The organism is Bacillus cereus, from assembly GCF_002561295.1.
Classification (GTDB): domain Bacteria; phylum Bacillota; class Bacilli; order Bacillales; family Bacillaceae_G; genus Bacillus_A; species Bacillus_A cereus_S.
Genome location: NZ_NTUG01000002.1, coordinates 18,022 through 36,916, shown reverse-complemented (window position 1 = coordinate 36,916; position 18,895 = coordinate 18,022). Strand labels below are relative to the sequence as shown.

Sequence of the window (18,895 nt, the reverse complement as noted above, 5' to 3'; positions counted from 1 at the left end):
TTCGAACAGTCAGAAATTTGTCAAAATTAAATAAAATTATCATTCCTACAAACTCTTCAATGCCTCTGTTAGCTTACAAAAAGCTTCCTTATCTTGATTGTCCAGTGCTTCATCAATTTGCTGTAACAGTCGATTCTTTCGAAATGAAAATACACTCTCTTCTAAAAATCGTTCTGCAAGTAAACGATCTTTTTCATTTACTTCAATATGCTTTGGCAAGTATGGATTTTCTTCTAATACCGCTACATAATTTGCATTTTGGAACGATGATTTAAAATTAAGTTGAATATAAATATCCTCATCTCGATTTAAACGAATGTCATGAAACGACTTTTCTGCATCCGTCGTCATCACATTTTGTTTAAAGAAGTGAAATGGTGTATCTTTTACACAATTTGCTGACATCACTAAACCACGAGGGCAATATTTTGCATGTTCTACGAAGTGGACCTTGTGCATTAATTGATCATGACTCATTAAATAATTTAAAATCCATACACATTCACGCTGTTTCAGTTGATAATTGTTTAAAAACCATTTTACAAAATCCTTCTTCTCGTTTACAGAAACAGGGGTATTCATAGCGCTCAGTCCCTCCTCTGTCTTTCTCTTTTCTTATTTAGATTCAAGAAGCAGCATTCACTTTCCTTCCAACTTACGAAAAATCCTCTAAATTATATAGTAATTCTTCGATGTGAATTTGTGTTGGGTCTAGTTGTAGTAAGCGTGTAAACACTTCTTTCGCTTCTTTTCGCAGCCCTTCTTCTAATAGAAAATAACCGTACTCTTCCAAGAAATCCGAATGATTCTTAAAAGAAGTATATGCACTCTCATAGTGTTTTAATGCATCAGAATACATTTCTAATTGTTTTTTCGCAAATGCCAGGTCCCAAAGTAATTGTGTATCTTGTTCTCCACTATCCATTGCATTTTCTACAACAGCAATTAATTCTTCATATTTCTCTTGTTCTTTTAAAATATATGCATATTTTAATATTGCACCTAAGTGTCCTGGATCAAGCTGTAATGCTTTTTGAAGCAATTCTTCTGCTTCTGTTAATTTCCCTATCTTTGCTGCAATATTCGCAAGTTCTACATAAAGAGGCACGGATAACTCATCAATTTTAATTCCTTCGTGAAGTGTTTCATAGCTTTCTTGAAGCATGCCTTCCTTCTCATAACATTTAGCTAAATACATATATAAGGATGCATATTCTGGGTCTAGTTCTTTTAATTCTTTCCAAGCTCCAATCGACCTTTGATACTCTTCACCTTGATAAAGTGTAAATGCATATCCAAATAAAGAATGAATATCTTTTTGTTCTTCTAACCCTTCTTCATAGTACGTAATTGCTTCTTCCCAGTTTCCAATTGCACTTAACGTTTCAGCTAAACGAAGAGCAATTACAACGCCTCCCATTACTTTATGATCAGAAAGTAATGCCTGATAATAAGCAATCGCTTTTTGCTCTTCCCCTTTACTGCTATACAGCTCTGCAAGTCCAAAAGTAATAACAGGCTCTTCTGGCATCATTTCTTTTGCTTTTAATAGCTTTTGCTCTGCAACATCATCAAAGCCCTGCATTTGAAATAGATCCGCCACAAGTAGTAAAGATTGAACATACAGTTCATCGTCTTCAGAGATATCGTGAAGCACTTCAATTGCCTCATCCTCTTTATCTAAATCAATATATAATTCTGCTAAAAATATTGTAAACTCACTTTCTTCTGGATATAACAAACGTAAATCTTCTGTAATCGCTAACGCTTCATCCATAAACCCTAGTGTATGATAGTAGCGAGCAATATCATACTTCTCTTCATCCGTCCCTTGTTTTAGCAATTCTTTTAATTGTGTTAAGCCTTTTTCCGCTTCTCCATTTTCAATATAAGAAACAGCCTGTTCAAACTTTTGCATACATATCTCCTTCAATTCTTATAATATTCTCTTCTGTTCATTAATCATAAACAACAGTTGTGATGGAAGCAACTAAAAGGAGCAGAAAAGAATCCTCACAATAATCCTAGCTGCTCAAAAAATTTCGGATAACATCTTGCGACTGCATCACCGTTTTCAATTTGTCCTTCTACTATACAAGACGCAATTGTAAGCATCATACCAATGCGATGACCTCCATGACTATGAATGACATCCCCTTACAACTTCTTCCCATGAATAATCATACCGCGAGGCATCGCTTCACTTTTCATCGGGCGGAACAAAGCACCGGCAGCTGCTATGCAGACCAAAGCTCTCTCCCTCCTAAAACACTCCATCTTACCTTATCAGTTTATATATACCTTTATTGTACCGCTTTCCTTCTTCATCAGGCAAATATGTATACCGTAAAAGAAAACGACTCCTTAAACAGGAGCCGTGACTTTTCTTAAGAATATGTTTCTTCTTTTTTCCTCTGTTCTTTCACAAGCTCTGTAAGCAAAGTAATAATTTCCTCATTCTCTTCTTTCAAACCAACTGTAATACGAATACCATCTGGCAGACCAAACGCAGCACCTGAACGAACAACATATCCTTTTCGCATTAATCTTTCAAATGCTTCATTACCAGGGATTCCAAGTTTTAAAAAGATGAAATTTGTTTGTGATGGATAATAAAAAACATCGTATTCCTTACAGAACGTATAATACTGATTTAATCCTTCGGCATTTTGCTTTATACATTCTTGCAAAAATGCCTGATCTTCTATTGCAACCGATGCTACAGCTTGCGCAACAGTCGACGTATTAAATGGTAATCGCGCCACTTCTAATTGCTGTATCAGTTTTTTATTCCCTACGGCATAACCAATGCGAAAAGCAGCTAAACCATATGCTTTTGAAAATGTGCGCAACACCATAAGATTTTCATATTTTTCAAGAAGCGGCAATGTTTGCGGATAGTCTTCAGCTCCCGCATATTCATAGTATGCTTCATCCATAATAACAAGCACTGACTTTGGAACTGCCTCTAAAAATGAAAGTAACTTTTGCTTTTCTACATAAGTGCCTGTTGGGTTATTTGGATTACAAATCCATACAATTTGTGTGTTTTCATCAATTTTTGTAAGCATCGCATCCAAATCATGAACACCTTCTTTAAGCGATACTTCCCGAACCTCTGCTCCTTCAATCACAGCGTGGTGGTAATACTGTGAAAAAGTTGGATTTGCCATTACAACATTTGTACCTTTATGTAATAAAGCACGGCTAATCATTTGAATCACTTCATCCAACCCACTACCAAACAAAAGTTGCTCTGCTTTCACATGAAGGTGCGCAGCTACTTTTTCACGAAGTTCAAAAGCTGCTCCATCAGGATATAAAGCATATTGCGTACCTAGGGAAGCTAACGCGTCCGTTACCCGTTTTGAACACCCAAACGGGTTTTCATTAGATGCTAATTTCACAATTTTAGATAACCCATATTCTCTTTTTACTTCTTCAATGTTTTTGCCAGGTACATATGCTTTCAAAGTTAATAACTGCTCTTTTACTCTCATTTGGATTCCCCCTGTCATTTTACTAGAGTAGGCCGAAGTATGGTTGCCATCTCTACATATACATGCTTGACTTCATGTTATACCTTTCTTTGTACGACTGTCATCATTACACGAATACATTTCTGCAAAACATTGGGTACATCTATCGCTTTCACGAAACGATCTGTTACAGTCAATATTTCTTCAATCTTATTATAACCAGCTGGAATCACGCCACAAATTGCGCGAATTACACAGACTTCTCTTCTCTTTGAAATGCTTCTAATGCAGTATGGACAGTCTCATCTGAAATAGATACGACATTTACTACCCCATATTCCTGCATAAGCACCATACGAATTATTCCTGCATTTGCTTTTTTATCTTGTTTCATAATCTGCACAAGACGTTCTGTATTTAAATTTCTTGGCATGTTCGGATAACCATATTGAGAAAACCAACGCTTCATTTCTTTATAACCAAGGTCTATTTTATAAATTTGCTCACTTAAAAACATGGCAAATAACATACCAATCGCAACCCCATCACCATGCGTGATGTTCCCATATCCCATTTCTTTTTCGAGCGCATGTCCTAATGTATGCCCAAAGTTCAAATGAGCGCGCACCCCTTGCTCCGTTTCATCTTGAGCCACGATATTCGCTTTTACAGGGATCGCTCTCTTTAAAATATAAATTAACTTTTCATCTCTTATATCTTCTAATGTCTTCACTTCACGCTTTAACCAACGATATAATTCCACATCACCAATCAAAGCATGTTTTATTGCTTCAGCAAATCCGGAACGCCATTCTTTTTCTGGTAACGAATTTAAAAATGGTGTATGGTAGAGCACCGCTTCTGGCTGATGAAACGCTCCAATCATATTTTTTCCTAGCGGATGATTAATTGCAACTTTTCCACCAACTGCACTATCATGCGCTAGTAACGTTGTCGGAACTTGAATGAAGCGAATACCACGCATAAATGTCGCCGCAATAAAACCAGCTAAATCACCAATCATTCCTCCACCAAGTGCAACAACTAAAGAATGTCGATCCATCCCATTTTCAAGCGCTGAAGTATGAGCCGCATAAAAATTCTCAAATGATTTTTCTTTTTCTCCACTTGGAACGACAAATGAAAAAACGTGTTTTTCTACTTGCAATGCCTTCTTAATTTCCTCTAGATGAAAAGAAGCAACAGATTCATCAGAAATAATCATTATATTAGAAACAACCGGATCCATATTTCGAACAAGCGTTGTCAAATGCGACAACGCATCTTTCCCTATATATACATCATACTCTTTAGACTGCGTCTGAATATGTATTTTTTTCATTAAAATTCCCTCGCATATTCATTATGTTTGTTTATATTTTCACGAATACAATCTATACGATCCGCTCCAAATTGCTCTACTAAAGCTACCGCTAGTTCCCAGGCAACAACCGCTTCTGCTACAACACTAGCTGCTGGTACAGCACAACTATCAGAACGTTCAATGCTCGCTGAAAAAGATTCTTTCGTATCAATATCAACACTTTGAAGAGGTTTATACAAGGTTGGAATTGGTTTCATGACACCGCGAACGACGATAGGCATCCCTGTTGTCATACCACCTTCTAATCCACCCGCATGATTTGTTCTCCTTGTATACCCATCTTCTTTATCCCAAAGAATTTCATCATGCACTTGACTCCCTGGTTTATGCGCTGCTTCAAATCCAATCCCAATTTCCACACCTTTAAAAGCATTAATACTCATGATTGCAGCTGCTAATTTCGCGTCAAGCTTTCGATCATAATGAACATAACTTCCTATCCCTATTGGCATTCCTTCTACAATTACTTCTACAATCCCACCAATTGAATCTCCACTCGCTTTTGCATCATCAATTGCCTGCATCATTTTTTTACCTGCTTCTTCATCTAGACAACGAACAGGAGATTCCTCTGTAATTTCTTGTAATCGTTCTATTGAATCATATGTAAGTTTTTCTGCCTGCACACCGCCAATTTCAATTACATGTCCTGCAACCTTTACACCTAACTCAGCTAAAAGTTTTTTCGCAACAGCCCCTGCTGCAACCCGAACTGTCGTTTCACGTGCCGAAGAACGTTCAAGTACATTTCTCATATCACGGTGCCCATATTTAATTGCACCATTTAGATCGGCATGACCAGGTCTCGGTCTTGTAATTTGTCTTTTCATCTCTTTTGCTTCTTGTTCAGTTAACGGATCTGCTCCCATAATCTTTGTCCAATGGGTAAAATCTTTATTTTCAACAACAAGTGCAATTGGAGACCCAAGTGTATATCCATGTCTAACACCACTGACAATTTGCACTTGATCTTTTTCAATTTGCATACGCCTTCCGCGGCCATACCCTTTTTGTCTTCTTGCTAACTCTTCATTTATATCCTCTACTACTAACGATAAACCTGCTGGAATACCCTCTAAAATCGTTGTAAGTTGCGGACCATGGGACTCACCAGCTGTAATATATCTCATCGGTTATTCCTCTTTTCTTGTATTTATTTCATTTGTTCTAGCAATACTACAACGCCATACTAAAAACGAAAATAGTAGGGCAGAACACATACTGTTCGCTTAAACATAATTTTTTATCCTGTTCATACATAAAGTAAAGTTTCTATTAATTAAGAAACTTTACTTTATGTATCAATATATCACACCAGGCTTACCTTCGTAACTATTTGAAACTAAAAAAGTGCAAGAGGAAGTCATTATCCCCTTGCACTTTTCACTATTATCACAGTGATTAAAGCGTTTACAAATTATTTCAAAATAATTAGTAAATCCATTGATTCATTAATTTTGAGTAATCTACTAACTCTTCTTCTTTGAAGAAAATACCAATCTCACGTTCTGCACTTTCTAAAGAATCAGATCCATGGATAATGTTTTTCGCAACTGTTACACCAAAATCGCCACGAATTGTACCTGGTGCCGCTTCATGAGGTCTTGTTTTACCCATCATATTACGAGCAGTATCTACTACACCTTCACCTTGCCATACCATTGCAAAAACAGGACCAGATGTAATGAAATCTACTAATTCACCAAAGAAAGGTCTTTCCTTATGTTCAGCGTAATGTTCTCCTGCAATTTCTGGAGTCACTTGCATTAATTTCGCACCAACTAATTGAAAGCCCTTTTTCTCAAAACGAGCTACAATTTCCCCGATGAAAGCACGTTGTACGCCGTCTGGTTTTACCATTAGAAATGTTTTTTCCATAAAAAATCTCTCCACTTCTGAATTATGTATGTAATTGTATATCCCCACACACATATTAACACCGTTATCACAATTGTGCAATAGTTTTGAAATAGAGAGATTATTTTATTTGTAAAAGAAAGTCATTAAAATTTTCGTTTTCCAATATACTTTGCAACATTTTGTAATGCATATTTCGCTTGCCCGCGTGGCAATGGTTTTATTACCTCTAATGCTTTATGTAAATAACGTTCACTAAAAGCAAATGCCTGGTCGATTGCTGGACTTGTTTTTATATCGTGAATAATTTCTTTCATCTCACTTGCAGTTGTATTTTCATGAACAGATACAATTTTTTCACGAAGCTTCGGATCTTCCATTGCATACAAAGCTGGAAGTGTAACATTTCCTTGCAATAAATCTCCACCAGCAGGTTTTCCTAGTTTCTCTTCTGTTGAGACGAAATCTAAAATATCATCAATGATTTGATAAGACATCCCGACAAAATAACCATACCAAAACAAGCGATTTACAGTGTCACGACTTGCACCAGAAGCAATGGCGCCTAATTGACAGCTAGCCGCAATCAACAATGCCGTTTTTCTCTTAATTCGTCGTAAATATGTTCTTAAATTTTGATTATAGTTATACTTATCCTTAATTTGTTCAATTTCACCTTTACATACTTCCAAAATTGTATATGACAATGCCCGGTGAGCTTCTGGAACCTCTAAATTTGTAATACATTCAAGAGACTTTGCAAACAAATAATCTCCCGTATACATTGCAATACGATCTCCCCATTTTGCATTTACAGTTGCACTATTTCTTCGCAAAAGCGCTGCATCAATTACATCATCATGAACAAGAGAAGCCATATGAATAAGCTCTAGTGCCACCGCTACATGTTTAATCGTCTCTAGCTTATAGTCACCGAACTTCCCGGCAAGGAGCACAAAAACAGGACGAATCCGTTTCCCACCAGCTTCAATAAGTTGCAATGCTGCATCTTCAATGAGTTGTTGCTCTGAGGCAACAACTTTTTTTAATTCTTTTTCTATCACATTAATATCCGATCGTAAAAAAGAGTACATAAGTTGTAACTTCATATTGTCCACCTTAACCTAAAACGTCTTTTTTCTAATTTGATTTTGGTTTAACCCCTAAATGCATAGCTGCTACTCCAAAAGTAAATGGTTTCACTTGTACACGCTCAAGCCCAGCGGACTCAAACATATTTGCTAATTCTTTCATCCCTGGGAATGTGCTAGCAGACTCCTGAAGCCACGAATATTCCTTATAACTTTTTGCGAACATTTTTCCAAATAACGGCATGATATATTTAAAATATAAAACGTATCCCTGACGAAAACCAATCATCGTTGGTTGTGATGTTTCCAAACAAATTACTTTTCCACCCGGTTTTACGACACGCGTCATTTCTTTTAATACATGCATATAATCTGGAACATTCCGTAATCCAAACCCAATTGTTACATAATCAAATGTATTATCTTCAAACGGAAGTTCCATTGCATTTCCATGCAAAAGCTCCACTTGCGTCAATCCTAACGCTTTTACCTTTTCTTTACCGACAGCTAGCATATTTTCACTAAAGTCTAAACCATGTACCGCTCCGTTTGGACCTACAGCATTAGCAAGTGCAATTGTCCAATCAGCAGTTCCACAACACACATCTAACGCCTTACTTCCAGGTTGTACATCCATAATTCGCATCGTTTCTTTTCGCCATGCTTTATGCCTTTGAAAACTTATAACCGAATTCATTACATCGTATTTATCAGAGATTTTCTCAAATACATCATGTACTCTTTCTTCTTTTGACTGCTGCATGCTCTTACCTTCTTCCAATATAAAATTGCTTATGTTTTTAATTGACCTTTTAAAGTAGAAATTACATCCCCAATTTCTTTATGATTTTGTAGAAATGCACGTTCTTGTTTGTCCACTTCTTCCAACCACTCTTTATAGATGGTTTTCACGCTTCTGTCACCATCATTTGATAGAATCGTTTGAACCGCTTGAAAAACAGGTGCACTTTTTCTTTCGGCATGCAATTGATACTCTTTTTGAAGACGGTTTCTTCCTAATACATACGCTATAAACGGTTTCCAATGTGATACATGAAAATGATCACACGTTTTTTGCAGAAGTGCAGATTCAATTTTCATCATACTCCCCATCACTTCATCAACCGTTTGATATACTTTCTGATATAACATAATTTTATGTTCATTAATTTCTTTAATTCCTTCAGCTAGCGCACGAATCAGTACAATATCACAATTCATTGAAAGTAAATAATAATACAGTCCACTATAATAGTCCCCTGCAAGAACGGTAAGTTGACGACGTTTATGAAATCCGCTCGTTTCTTTATCTGCTTTATTTGACACCCTTTCATGTGTATCAAGAGCAATCTGCACGAGCATGATCGTTACCACATAATGGTCAATTTGTTCTTTATGTAAATTTGCACTTTTTAAAGCAGCATACAAAAGCACTACTTTTTCTTCATCAATAAATGGTTCTTCAATATAGTTTATAAAATAAGGATGGCGCAGTTTTACTAGTAACTGCTCCTTTATATCCGCATATCCTCCGTAGATGTCACACACAAAAAATCACCCTTGTTTTCTAATTCATAAAACTTATTATAACACATACATTCTATTTTCTATAACCAAAACTTGGGGAATCAAAACAAACTATACTTTGGATTTCTATTCATATAACACTCATAAATAAAAAAGAAAAGCAGTTTCCCGCTTTCCTTTACTTTGTCTGAATAAAAGACAAAATTTCGCTGCGTGCCGCTGCGTCATTTTCCAGTACACCGCGTACTGATGTCGTTACCGTTTTTGCACCCGGCTTTTTCACGCCGCGCATTGTCATACACATATGCTCTGCTTCAACAACTACCATCACACCATGAGGTTCTAGTACTTCCATAATAGAATTAGCGACTGTTGAAGTAATACGTTCTTGAAGTTGTGGACGACGTGCAATTGTCTCTACAGTCCGAGCTAATTTACTTAAACCTGTTACTTTTCCACCACGTGGAATATATGCAACATGAGCAACTCCGTAAAACGGAACAAGATGGTGCTCACACATCGAATAAAATGGAATATCTTTTACTAATACAAGCTCCTCGTGATCTTCTCCGAACACTTTATGCAAATGTTCCTTTGGATCTTCATGCATACCTGAAAATACTTCTGCATACATTTTTGCAACACGTTTCGGCGTATCAAGTACTCCTTCACGATTCGGATCATCTCCAATCGCTTCTAGAATAAGACGCACTGCTTGCTCGATTTGTTCTAAGTTAATTTTTGCCATCCGCTTAACCCTCCCGAAAAACCTAAAAGTGATACGAACACATTCTAGCATATTTATGATTTTAAAAGCAAAAAGAAGAGTTCCCAAAAAAGGAAACTCTTCTTCCCTGTTAATATGTAAGGATTATTTAACCGCATCTTTTAACGCTTTACCAGGTTTGAATGCAGGTACTTTACTTGCAGCGATTTCAATTTCCTCACCAGTTTGTGGGTTACGTCCTTTACGAGCCGCACGCTCACGAACTTCGAAGTTACCGAATCCGATCAATTGTACTTTATCACCTTGTTTTAAAGCTTCTAAGATAGAATCAAAAACAGCGTCAACTGCTTTTGTTGCGTCCTTTTTAGAAAGGGAACTTGCTTCTGCAACAGCATTGATTAAATCTGTCTTGTTCATGCCATTCACCTCCTCCCAAAGATAAGACTGTATAATGATCATAAAATGAGTCTTACTTTCATTTGTAGGCAATTTTTACAAATTCTATACTACAAAGATGTAGATAAATCATTATCAACGCCTATATTATACGATTCTCCTGTATAATTCAATATTTTTAAAGAAATTGTTACTGTGAAAATGTGAAAAATCGATGAAACTTGACAATATGCTACAAATTGTTAGATAATTGCTGTTTATTTGCCGTCCACTCCCGAAACATGCGTTTTCATACCACTCTCTCTACCAACTCTCCTCATTTTTCAATAGAGGTGTTACTACCTTCGAATAACAGAGATAAAGTGAAACTTTAATCAGTGGGAGATTACTGCCATTAATACGGAATAAAAAAAGCCCCCTGCTAGCACAGGGGGCCTTTGGTTATAAAATAATGGCAATTAATCCGCCAGATCCTTCGTTAATAATTCTTTCGAGCGTTTCTTTTAATTTATAGCGTGCATTTTCAGGCATTAAAGACAATTTTGCTTGAATTCCTTCTCGAACAATTGAACTCAGCGAGCGTCCAAAGATATCGGAATTCCATATAGAAAGCGGATCATCCTCAAAATCTTGCATTAAATAACGGACAAGTTCTTCACTTTGCTTTTCGGTACCAATAATTGGTTCAAATGTAGATTCAACATCCACTTTAATCATATGAATAGATGGTGCAACAGCCTTTAATTTCACACCAAAACGCGATCCATGGCGAATAATTTCCGGCTCATCTAGACTCATATCAGCTAAAGCAGGTGCAGCCACACCATACCCTGTTTGTTTGACCATCCTTAAAGCATCTGAAACTTGATCATACTCCGTTTTCGCATGAGAAAGATCAAGCATAAGCTTTAATAAATGGTCTTTCCCTCTAATTTCTACCCCCACAACTTCTTTTAATATTTGATCGTACAACTCATCAGGCGCATATAAGTCAATCTCCGCAACTCCTTGCCCCATATCAATCCCTGCTAAGCTCGCTCGATCAATAAACTCATATTGACTAAACTGCCAAACAACTCGGTCTACATCACGAAGCCTTTTTATATCTTTCACTGTTTCTTGAACCGCTTCTTGGTAACTTTGACGTAACCAATGTCCTTCATTTAGTACCATAACCCAGCTTGGTAGATTTACATTCACTTCTAAAACCGGGAATTCAAATAAAGCTTCACGAAGTACATTATAAACATCTGTTTCTCTCAAACTCTCGACACTCATTGCTAATACAGGAATATCATGCTCCTCTGATAAACTTTGACGTAACTGTTCTGTATCTGGGTGATACGGCTGTACCGTATTAATAATCATGATAAATGGTTTACCAACTTCTTTTAACTCATTAATAACACGTTCTTCTGCTTCTATATAATCCCGTCTTGGAATTTCCCCAATCGTTCCATCAGTTGTAATGACAACCCCAATAGTAGAATGCTCTTGAATTACTTTACGCGTTCCGATTTCAGCAGCCTCATGAAACGGGATAGGCTCTTCATACCAAGGTGTATTAATCATTCGTGGGCCATTCTCATCTTCATACCCTTTCGCCCCAGGAACCGTATAACCTACACAATCTACTAATCGTATATTCACTTCAAGGCCGTCATCAACTTGGATGGAAACCGCTTGGTTTGGAACAAATTTCGGTTCTGTTGTCATAATCGTACGTCCAGCAGCACTTTGAGGTAATTCATCTTGTGCTCTCTGACGATCTGAATCATTCTCGATATTCGGAATAACAACAAGCTCCATAAATTTTTTAATGAACGTTGATTTCCCTGTTCGAACAGCTCCTACAACCCCTAAATAAATATCACCGCCTGTACGCTCGGCGATATCTTTAAAAATATCAACCTTTTCCAAGTGATTCCCTCCCTCAAATTTTTTGGGAATAATACAAATTTGTATTCACATGTAATAACCTTCATTGGTGCTTCCTATCATATAAAATGTTCTAGAAGTGCGGACAATATATCATATGATTTTGTCCTAAATTCATATGACTATTTTAAAAGAAACTTTTTGTTTTCATCATAAGTTGTATTACATGAAAAAACCTTTCTTCTAGAACTTATTCGCTAGAAGAAAGGTTCATGACTTATCATTTAAAAAAAATTGGTTCTCCGTTTTTTACCGTATATGGTAAGGAATACGCTGGAACAAATGGTGTATCTTTAAAAAGCATATTCCGAATATCTTCCCCCTCCTTCACTTTTTCTCCGTTTTTTTGTAACATTTCATATAAATCCATACGGTAATCAACAAAAATCTCTCCTTTTTCATTAACTACAAGCGGCAATCCCTTTCCTGAATATGGACTCGTTACTTGTGGCACATCTTTATATCCCATTTTTTTGAAATCCAGTTCATACACACCATCTGCAATCACCTTTTTAAAAGGTGGGTATTGATGATCATCACGATACATTTGCAACTTCAACTGAACATCTCGTATTTGTTCCGCCATCCTGATATCAAGTAACTTTACCGTCGGGTTTGCTTCTACATCTACTAATACATATTGATATACCCCACCACTTTCATACGCATTTCCAGGTGCTTCTTGTATGTAACGTGGTGCAATTTTTTGAAAATCAATGGGGTATTTTTGATAAATCGGTGTATTAATATCACGTGTTTTAATTGGTAATAAACCACCATTTTGTTCCTTATATGTATTGACTGCCTTTTGAACAGCTTGCAGCTGATCTTCATAAGGGACAGCATTTTGTTTCATATTTTCTCTAGGATACATACATCCCGATAAAAGGCTTATACAACAAAATATTAAAATAATATAGGTTTTTTTCACAGACAATCCATCCTTTATTTTCTCACTCACATCGATTCAAACTTGTTTATACATCTCCACCTGTATTCTCACAATCTACTTAAAAACAAAGAGTATTGGTTATTCATTCTTATTGTTCAACCGGTCCACTAAACACAACAAGGAAAATAACAAGCCCAGATATAATCATAAGTGTATAAGCAACCATCGCTGTAATCCCTTTCAAAATTTTATTCTTCATTTTATGTCTACTTAATAAAATAAAAACTACCGCAATAAACATAAATCCCATTGCCCCTAAAGAAAACCACATTTTGATCAGTCCTTCAGACATATGCACACCCCTTAATCGTTAAGTTGTTTTTATATTATTTTAACAAATTAAAAAATTTAAAGAAATAAAAAATAATACAAGACCTTTCTTTTTTAGATCACTAAAACTCCCCTTGACTTTTTACTAGATGTTAAGATAACTATATTTCCCCCAAAAATAAAACCGAAGCGAATCTATTATCTTCGCTTCGGTTGACCAAATATGCCCACAAACAGCTCTAATCCCATTTCTTCATACTTCATAGCTATCGTATGCAACCCTCGAACCCTTTGTTTCTCATACTTTACTTTTTAAACATTTTACTTAACGAACTAAAGTCTGTTGGCATATTATTATTAATAATCGCTTTTACAATTTGATCTTCTTGCTCCTTTGGCACCTCTCTACCCGCCATTACTGCGACTTGATGAATTAATTGACGAAGTACTTTTTCATCACGTAAATTCGCATTTTGTACGGATGACGCTAATTTAAAAATATCGTCTTTATTTACTTTCGCTTCTTTCTCAATATTATTGAAAATGTTATTATCCATTTCCTTCACCCTCTCTTCAAGTTACAATCCATCGTATGCAAAAAGAAATAAATGGTGAAAAGACCTAGAAAAACAAAAAGCTGTATACGTGCTTTTTTTGCACGTATACAGCTTTTTCTTATAATAAATCAGGTATCGCTTCAACTTCATGTTTACGAACACGCCCCATCAATGAGCCTACCGCATCTTTTACGTTATTCCCATTGAATAAGACATCATATAAAGCTGCTGTAATCGGCATTTCAACTTCCACTTTCTGAGCCATCTCGTATGCCGCTTTCGTTGTCCGTACACCTTCAACGACCATTCCCATACTATCTAGTACTTCTTCTAAAGAATGTCCTTTTCCAAGCATATTTCCAGCACGCCAATTTCGGCTATGAACACTTGTACAAGTTACAATTAAGTCACCCATTCCCGTTAGACCCGCAAATGTTAGTGGATTGCCGCCCATCTTTCTTCCTAAACGAGCAATCTCTGTTAAACCGCGCGTCATAAGAGCCGCTTTTGCATTATCACCTAAACCGAGGCCATCTGTTATACCAGCAGCTAGCGCAATAATATTTTTTAATGCACCGCCAAGCTCCACGCCGACGATATCAGGATTCGTATATACACGGAAGTAACTATTCATAAATAAATCTTGCACGTCTTCAGCTGCCTCCATACGTTTAGCAGCTGCAGTGACTGTTGTAGCTTGACGAAGCCCAACCTCTTCCGCATGGCTCGGTCCTGATAAAACAACAACATCACGAATAAGATGCGCTGGAATTTCTTCTTCAATCATTTCCGAAATACGTTTTGAAGTACCTGGTTCAATCCCTTTACTTGCATGGATCCAAGTAATTGGCTGTGAAACTATACCTTTCATATTTCGCAGCACTTCGCGATACGCTTTCGTTGGTACGACTAAAAGTACTGTATCTACATCTACTAATGCTTCTTCTAAGGAAGGATATGCTACGATTGTGCTTGGCAATGTAATTCCTGGCAGATATCGACCGTTCTCATGTTTCATATTGATTTCCTCCATGAGCTCTGATCGATTTCCCCAAATGCGTACATCATGACCATTGTCAGCTAATACCATCGCTAACGCTGTGCCCCAGCTCCCTGCTCCTACTACTGTGATTTTTTTCATAAAATCACATCCTCTCCATTAGTCTCTTGCTCTAGAAATAATTCGAATCGGCGTTCCTACGAAGCCAAACGACTCACGCAAACGATTCTTTAAGAAACGCTCATATGAAAAGTGCATTAATTCTGGATCATTTACAAAGACAACAAATGTTGGTGGTTTCACCGCAACTTGTGTTGCGTAGAAGATTTTCAAACGTTGTCCATTATGCGTTGGTGTTGGATTCATCGCAACAGCATCCATAATCACGTCGTTTAATACGTTTGTTTGTACGCGAATGCTATGACTTTCATTTACTTCATTAATAACTGGTAATAACGTCTGTGTACGCTTCTTCGTTTTCGCAGATAAGAATACAATCGGTGCATAGTCTAAAAATTGGAAGTGCGCACGAATATTTTCTTCAAATGCTTTCATTGTCTTTTCGTCTTTTTTAACAGCATCCCATTTATTCACAACGATAATAACCGCTCGTCCTGAGTCATGTGCATAACCAGCAATTTTTTTATCTTGCTCAATAATTCCTTCTTCACCGTCTAAAACAACTAAGACGACGTCAGAGCGCTCAATTGCTCTTAGTGCACGAAGTACACTATACTTTTCGGTACTTTCATATACTTTTCCTTTTTTACGCATACCAGCCGTATCGATGATTACGTAATCTTGACCATCTTTACTGTACGGTGTATCGACAGCATCACGAGTCGTTCCTGCTACGTTACTTACAATTACACGCTCTTGACCAAGCAATGCATTTACTAGTGAAGATTTCCCTACGTTCGGACGGCCAATTAATGAGAAACGAATTGTCTCGTCATCATATGCTTCCTCTTCAATTTTCGGAAAATGCTTTGCTGCTTCATCTAATAAATCACCTAAACCTAATCCGTGTGTACCTGAAATCGGGAACGGCTCACCAAATCCTAATGCATAGAAATCGTAAATATCATTACGCATCTCTGGATTGTCAACTTTATTCACAGCTAATACAACCGGCTTTTTAGAACGATATAAAATCTTTGCCACTTCTTCATCCGCAGCAGTTACACCATCGCGGCCATTTGTCATAAAAATGATAACATCTGATTCATCAATCGCAACTTCCGCTTGTTGACGAATTTGTGTCAAGAACGGCTCGTCTCCAATATCAATACCACCTGTATCAATAATATTAAATTCATGATTTAACCATTCACCGGCGCTATAAATACGATCTCGTGTTACACCTGGGATATCTTCTACAATGGAAACTCTCTCTCCAACAATTCTATTAAAAATAGTAGATTTCCCTACGTTTGGGCGTCCTACTATTGCCACTACTGGTTTCGGCATATCATTTCATCCTTTCAACTTGCTTCTGTTTATTATGTAAAAAACCCCTCTTTGTGCAAGAAGGGATTTGCATTCCAGAATATTTCTCATCATATCAAAACACCTCATATTATATCACACGTTACTAATGTTTCACAATAATATATACATTCTCTTGTAAGCGGTGAGCAATCCCATCTAGAATCGCTTCTAAATTATTTGCTACAAATTCCATTTCTTCTTTTGATTCACAGACGAATAACGGTGCTCCACCCGCAAACTTTCCTGGCGTCGTTGTAATTACAGCAAGGATACAGTTTTCTAACATCATCGCACATCTCCCCTTCCTTTCGGGGCCTCTGATGACATATGAACCGCACTCTCTAATGTCGGTACATTTCCTATTACTGCGATTGCTTTTTTGACATCTTGATCTTGAGGCAATACAAATATACCGACTCTGCCATCTTCTAAATCCCGCTTAGCTAACGGTACTAACGCTGGAGTTCCAGAGTCTCTAAATATCCCGAGCGCTACCGAAACATCGTGCAGTATCGCTTGTCTTTGTCCAAGATTAGAAATCGTTACCATCGCATCGATCGATTTAGGATTTAAAATAAATCCCATTCCATACTTCATAATTTCTTCTTGCCTTGCTGGTAATCCAATATTCATAATATAAATATTATCAATATATAGTCCTGCTCCTTCAAAACGGAGAGGCACATGCTCAACGTCCACAAGATCACGTAACCTTTTACCAGACATTAATGTTTTAGCAATAAAAAAACCTATTAATCCAGCCACTACCCCAGCAATCCATGAATGAAATCCTATATATGCAAATGTTGTCGCAAATGATGTTAACATCGCTAAATAGTTACGACTTTCAAATACTAATGCAATCCCCTCAATATACGTGTTTCCACGTGGTACAAGCTCATATCCATCTAATTGCTGCAGTGTATTCCTTTCCATATTTCTCACATCTCGAAATTGAGATGCCGCTAGTGTAAGGAAGGTAATTGCTGAAAAATCCTTTTTCAAAATAGATGGAATAGCAATTGCTCCTAAAGCTGCTGCGATTAAGCCCATAGCAACGTGAATGATTTTCCCATGCAAACGTGTCGGATACTGCCTCGTATCTGTACGAAGCATCAAAATCCGTGTTACCGTTCCAGCAATGACGCCACATAAAATAGCTGATGTATATTCAGTCATGTATTACCCTTGCCTTTCTTTTACATGTTTTTTTCTAAATCGCTCCTTATACGCCGATACTTTTACAATGTAAGATGCCATCATAACAAATAGTGTAGAAACAGCCATGATATCCAAAAATGTCAAACTACCAAATTCGTACGGAAAATGAAGCCTTCTAAAAATAAAGGTTACCAAGATTTCTCCTTGTAAGGCTCCAGCATATAAAGAACATAGACGTAATACTCGATCTCGGTGTAATAAAATTGACGCATACACAAGGGCGCCACTTAACATAAAAGTCCGATCAATAACAATCCAAATTGGATCATACACCTCTAACAAGTGAAAACTTGTGTATAACATAGCAATAATAAGTCCTGACAATACAGCATAAATTTTTTTCCATATAGAATATAGAGCAATCCCCAAAAAAGAAATACCGCCGAGTATAAATGCATTTATTGATATAACGAAAGAAGCAATGGATACAGTAATTTGTGAACAAATAATAAGCATTAAAATACCAGCACTTATTTTCCATCGCATTTCATCTTTTTTCAAAAAAAATGTTGTAACAATCCAGCCCATCCACATTAAAAAATAAAAATAGCTCCCATCCATATTTCACCCTCCTATCATTTCCATTATGGGAACTTTTTATGAAAACTAATCCTTTTCTTCTTCTTGCATAGTTTTTTCTTATAACAGCAACACTTTCTATTAAAGGGAGGTGTAGATAACAATGGGAAAAGATCGTCAAGAAAAGAAGTTAAAACAATCACGCCGCGTTGAATCAGATCGTGATCAATCATTACAATCCCCTGGTGCAACAGGTCTTGATACACCAGAGCAAGCACGTCAACAAAATCAGCACTAAACATCAAACAGCTACTAATTTTCAAAAATTCAACATAGCACCCAATTGAATTGAACCGTTAATCAACAAAAAAGATGGTTTCGCTACAGCATCGAAACCATCTTTTTTGCCTAAACATTATAAAATTTTCCATTCAATTTTTAGATGTAGTTCATTTTCTTTAAACTGTATGATTTTAACTAGATTTA

20 protein-coding genes and 2 pseudogenes are annotated in these 18,895 nt (G+C 36.8%); 1 reads left to right on the top strand and 21 read right to left on the bottom strand.

What is annotated here, in order from left to right; translation table 11 throughout:
* Nucleotides 1-45: 45 nt before the first annotated feature.
* From CN373_RS00745 to CN373_RS00650, 21 genes and pseudogenes are all read right to left on the bottom strand, one after another.
* On the bottom strand, nucleotides 46-582 hold the full coding sequence (locus tag CN373_RS00745; protein WP_001095920.1) for a ReoY family proteolytic degradation factor: 537 nt from the start codon (nucleotides 580-582) through the stop codon (nucleotides 46-48).
* A gap of 73 nt (nucleotides 583-655) precedes the next feature.
* Entirely contained in the window at nucleotides 656-1,918 is a 1,263-nt protein-coding gene (locus CN373_RS00740; protein WP_098358621.1) for a tetratricopeptide repeat protein, read from the bottom strand.
* A gap of 95 nt (nucleotides 1,919-2,013) precedes the next feature.
* Nucleotides 2,014-2,208 (bottom strand): annotated as a pseudogene (locus CN373_RS25030) (3-phosphoshikimate 1-carboxyvinyltransferase); the annotation flags it as partial.
* A gap of 179 nt (nucleotides 2,209-2,387) precedes the next feature.
* Nucleotides 2,388-3,500, bottom strand: a complete 1,113-nt coding sequence (gene hisC, locus CN373_RS00735; protein ID WP_098358620.1) for a histidinol-phosphate transaminase — start codon at nucleotides 3,498-3,500, stop codon at nucleotides 2,388-2,390.
* 229 nt (nucleotides 3,501-3,729) lie between these two features.
* Nucleotides 3,730-4,821, bottom strand: a complete 1,092-nt coding sequence (gene aroB, locus CN373_RS00730) for a 3-dehydroquinate synthase (protein ID WP_000719840.1) — start codon at nucleotides 4,819-4,821, stop codon at nucleotides 3,730-3,732.
* Nucleotides 4,821-5,993, bottom strand: a complete 1,173-nt coding sequence (aroC, locus tag CN373_RS00725) for a chorismate synthase (RefSeq protein WP_001269392.1) — start codon at nucleotides 5,991-5,993, stop codon at nucleotides 4,821-4,823. The genes aroB and aroC overlap by 1 nt, the downstream gene beginning before the upstream one ends.
* A 301-nt stretch (nucleotides 5,994-6,294) precedes the next feature.
* Nucleotides 6,295-6,741: a nucleoside-diphosphate kinase gene (ndk, locus tag CN373_RS00720; RefSeq protein WP_000415880.1), complete on the bottom strand. Its 447-nt coding sequence runs from the start codon at nucleotides 6,739-6,741 to the stop codon at nucleotides 6,295-6,297.
* A 125-nt stretch (nucleotides 6,742-6,866) separates the two neighbouring features.
* Nucleotides 6,867-7,829 (bottom strand): heptaprenyl diphosphate synthase component II, encoded by a 963-nt coding sequence (gene hepT / locus CN373_RS00715; protein ID WP_098358619.1) that lies wholly within the window; start codon nucleotides 7,827-7,829, stop codon nucleotides 6,867-6,869.
* 31 nt (nucleotides 7,830-7,860) lie between these two features.
* Nucleotides 7,861-8,574, bottom strand: coding sequence for a demethylmenaquinone methyltransferase (locus tag CN373_RS00710; protein WP_098358618.1), 714 nt, complete (start codon nucleotides 8,572-8,574; stop codon nucleotides 7,861-7,863).
* Nucleotides 8,575-8,603: 29 nt separating this feature from the next.
* Nucleotides 8,604-9,359, bottom strand: coding sequence for a heptaprenyl diphosphate synthase component 1 (locus CN373_RS00705; RefSeq protein ID WP_000332835.1), 756 nt, complete (start codon nucleotides 9,357-9,359; stop codon nucleotides 8,604-8,606).
* 157 nt (nucleotides 9,360-9,516) lie between these two features.
* Complete coding sequence (gene folE / locus CN373_RS00700) at nucleotides 9,517-10,086, bottom strand: GTP cyclohydrolase I FolE (RefSeq protein ID WP_098358617.1); 570 nt, start codon at nucleotides 10,084-10,086, stop codon at nucleotides 9,517-9,519.
* 123 nt (nucleotides 10,087-10,209) lie between these two features.
* Nucleotides 10,210-10,482, bottom strand: coding sequence for an HU family DNA-binding protein (locus CN373_RS00695; protein WP_001043860.1), 273 nt, complete (start codon nucleotides 10,480-10,482; stop codon nucleotides 10,210-10,212).
* Nucleotides 10,483-10,902: 420 nt separating this feature from the next.
* Nucleotides 10,903-12,381 (bottom strand): stage IV sporulation protein A, encoded by a 1,479-nt coding sequence (gene spoIVA, locus CN373_RS00690; RefSeq protein ID WP_000416524.1) that lies wholly within the window; start codon nucleotides 12,379-12,381, stop codon nucleotides 10,903-10,905.
* Nucleotides 12,382-12,619: 238 nt separating this feature from the next.
* Nucleotides 12,620-13,330 carry a hypothetical protein gene (locus CN373_RS00685; protein WP_098358616.1) on the bottom strand — a complete coding sequence of 237 codons (711 nt, stop codon included), beginning with the start codon at nucleotides 13,328-13,330 and terminating at the stop codon, nucleotides 12,620-12,622.
* A gap of 109 nt (nucleotides 13,331-13,439) precedes the next feature.
* Nucleotides 13,440-13,643, bottom strand: coding sequence for a DUF2768 domain-containing protein (locus CN373_RS00680; protein WP_001288999.1), 204 nt, complete (start codon nucleotides 13,641-13,643; stop codon nucleotides 13,440-13,442).
* 283 nt (nucleotides 13,644-13,926) lie between these two features.
* Nucleotides 13,927-14,178, bottom strand: coding sequence for a stage VI sporulation protein F (locus CN373_RS00675; RefSeq protein WP_000369751.1), 252 nt, complete (start codon nucleotides 14,176-14,178; stop codon nucleotides 13,927-13,929).
* 118 nt (nucleotides 14,179-14,296) lie between these two features.
* Nucleotides 14,297-15,319, bottom strand: a complete 1,023-nt coding sequence (locus CN373_RS00670; RefSeq protein ID WP_000724567.1) for an NAD(P)H-dependent glycerol-3-phosphate dehydrogenase — start codon at nucleotides 15,317-15,319, stop codon at nucleotides 14,297-14,299.
* A gap of 18 nt (nucleotides 15,320-15,337) precedes the next feature.
* Nucleotides 15,338-16,648 (bottom strand): ribosome biogenesis GTPase Der, encoded by a 1,311-nt coding sequence (gene der / locus CN373_RS00665; protein ID WP_001125901.1) that lies wholly within the window; start codon nucleotides 16,646-16,648, stop codon nucleotides 15,338-15,340.
* 124 nt (nucleotides 16,649-16,772) lie between these two features.
* Nucleotides 16,773-16,958, bottom strand: a complete 186-nt coding sequence (locus tag CN373_RS00660) for a capping complex subunit for YIEGIA (RefSeq protein WP_000979035.1) — start codon at nucleotides 16,956-16,958, stop codon at nucleotides 16,773-16,775.
* The gene (locus CN373_RS00655; protein WP_000141604.1) at nucleotides 16,955-17,848 is read right to left on the bottom strand and encodes a YIEGIA family protein; all 894 of its coding nucleotides are present in this window, start codon (nucleotides 17,846-17,848) and stop codon (nucleotides 16,955-16,957) included. Before CN373_RS00655 ends, CN373_RS00660 begins: the two co-directional genes overlap by 4 nt.
* Nucleotides 17,841-18,451 (bottom strand): annotated as a pseudogene (locus CN373_RS00650) (YphA family membrane protein). The gene CN373_RS00655 and the pseudogene CN373_RS00650 overlap by 8 nt, the downstream one beginning before the upstream one ends.
* Before the next feature lie 121 nt (nucleotides 18,452-18,572).
* Here CN373_RS00650 and CN373_RS00645 point away from each other — a divergent pair.
* A complete protein-coding gene (locus CN373_RS00645) occupies nucleotides 18,573-18,707 on the top strand; it encodes a YpzI family protein (protein ID WP_098358615.1) in 135 nt (44 codons plus the stop codon).
* Nucleotides 18,708-18,895 lie beyond the last annotated feature (188 nt).

Coding starts and splice junctions, on each gene's coding strand:
- CN373_RS00745 (WP_001095920.1), bottom strand. CDS start 582: ATGAATACCCCTGTTTCTGTAAACGAGAAGAAGGATTTTGTAAAATGG.
- CN373_RS00680 (WP_001288999.1), bottom strand. CDS start 13,643: ATGTCTGAAGGACTGATCAAAATGTGGTTTTCTTTAGGGGCAATGGGA.
- hisC (WP_098358620.1), bottom strand. CDS start 3,500: ATGAGAGTAAAAGAGCAGTTATTAACTTTGAAAGCATATGTACCTGGC.
- CN373_RS00645 (WP_098358615.1), top strand. CDS start 18,573: ATGGGAAAAGATCGTCAAGAAAAGAAGTTAAAACAATCACGCCGCGTT.
- aroB (WP_000719840.1), bottom strand. CDS start 4,821: ATGAAAAAAATACATATTCAGACGCAGTCTAAAGAGTATGATGTATAT.
- der (WP_001125901.1), bottom strand. CDS start 16,648: ATGCCGAAACCAGTAGTGGCAATAGTAGGACGCCCAAACGTAGGGAAA.
- hepT (WP_098358619.1), bottom strand. CDS start 7,829: ATGAAGTTACAACTTATGTACTCTTTTTTACGATCGGATATTAATGTG.
- aroC (WP_001269392.1), bottom strand. CDS start 5,993: ATGAGATATATTACAGCTGGTGAGTCCCATGGTCCGCAACTTACAACG.
- CN373_RS00675 (WP_000369751.1), bottom strand. CDS start 14,178: ATGGATAATAACATTTTCAATAATATTGAGAAAGAAGCGAAAGTAAAT.
- CN373_RS00660 (WP_000979035.1), bottom strand. CDS start 16,958: ATGATGTTAGAAAACTGTATCCTTGCTGTAATTACAACGACGCCAGGA.
- CN373_RS00740 (WP_098358621.1), bottom strand. CDS start 1,918: ATGCAAAAGTTTGAACAGGCTGTTTCTTATATTGAAAATGGAGAAGCG.
- ndk (WP_000415880.1), bottom strand. CDS start 6,741: ATGGAAAAAACATTTCTAATGGTAAAACCAGACGGCGTACAACGTGCT.
- CN373_RS00710 (WP_098358618.1), bottom strand. CDS start 8,574: ATGCAGCAGTCAAAAGAAGAAAGAGTACATGATGTATTTGAGAAAATC.
- CN373_RS00655 (WP_000141604.1), bottom strand. CDS start 17,848: ATGACTGAATATACATCAGCTATTTTATGTGGCGTCATTGCTGGAACG.
- CN373_RS00695 (WP_001043860.1), bottom strand. CDS start 10,482: ATGAACAAGACAGATTTAATCAATGCTGTTGCAGAAGCAAGTTCCCTT.
- folE (WP_098358617.1), bottom strand. CDS start 10,086: ATGGCAAAAATTAACTTAGAACAAATCGAGCAAGCAGTGCGTCTTATT.
- CN373_RS00670 (WP_000724567.1), bottom strand. CDS start 15,319: ATGAAAAAAATCACAGTAGTAGGAGCAGGGAGCTGGGGCACAGCGTTA.